The organism is Methylobacterium variabile (assembly GCF_001043975.1).
Lineage (GTDB): Bacteria > Pseudomonadota > Alphaproteobacteria > Rhizobiales > Beijerinckiaceae > Methylobacterium > Methylobacterium variabile.
Window position 1 is genome coordinate 1 of sequence record NZ_LABY01000426.1, and the last position, 734, is coordinate 734.

Annotated in this window: 1 protein-coding gene; it reads right to left on the reverse strand. The window is 66.2% G+C overall.

From position 1 onward, the window contains the following. Nucleotides 1-139: 139 nt before the first annotated feature. Nucleotides 140-673 (reverse strand): inorganic diphosphatase, encoded by a 534-nt coding sequence (ppa, locus tag VQ02_RS33660; RefSeq protein WP_048448632.1) that lies wholly within the window; start codon nt 671-673, stop codon nt 140-142. Nucleotides 674-734 lie beyond the last annotated feature (61 nt).

The following is a 734-nucleotide window of genomic DNA, read 5'->3' on the forward strand; positions in this document are numbered from 1 at the left end:
CCCCGAATCGTCACGGCAGGGCACCAGACGAGCGGCCGATGCGTTCTCGACGCATCGACCTCCGCCACCGCGCGACCCGACGGGCGGGGAAGCGAACCGCCCGCCCCGCCTCCATCCGCTCACGCCGGCCCGTCGCCGCTCACTTCGACTTCTTGGCGCGCTCGATACCCTCGAGGATCAGGCGCTGCGCCTCGGCCTTGTCGCCCCAGCGCACGATCTTCACCCACTTGCCGGGCTCGAGATCCTTGTAGTGCTCGAAGAAGTGCTGGATCTGGTGGATCGTGATGTCGGGCAGGTCGGTGTAGTTGTCGATCCGGTCGTACCGCTTGGTCAGGTTGTGGGACGGGACCGCGATGATCTTCTCGTCCTCGCCGGAATTGTCCTCCATGATCAGCACGCCGACCGGGCGCACGCTCATCACGGCGCCGGGCACGATCGCCCGGGTGTTGGCGACGAGGACGTCGCAGGGGTCGCCGTCGCCCGACAGGGTGTGGGGAATGAAGCCGTAGTTCCCCGGGTAGTGCATCGCCGTGTAGAGGAACCGGTCGACGATCAGGGTCCCGGCTTCCTTGTCCATCTCGTACTTGATCGGCTCGCCGCCGACAGGAACCTCGATGACGACGTTGACGTCTTCGGGGGGATTCTTGCCGATGGAGATGGCATCGAGGCGCATGTGCAACACTCCCTGCAAGGGCTTGAGCGCCCCTGAACGGCGCGGTCCTTAGAGGGCCGCG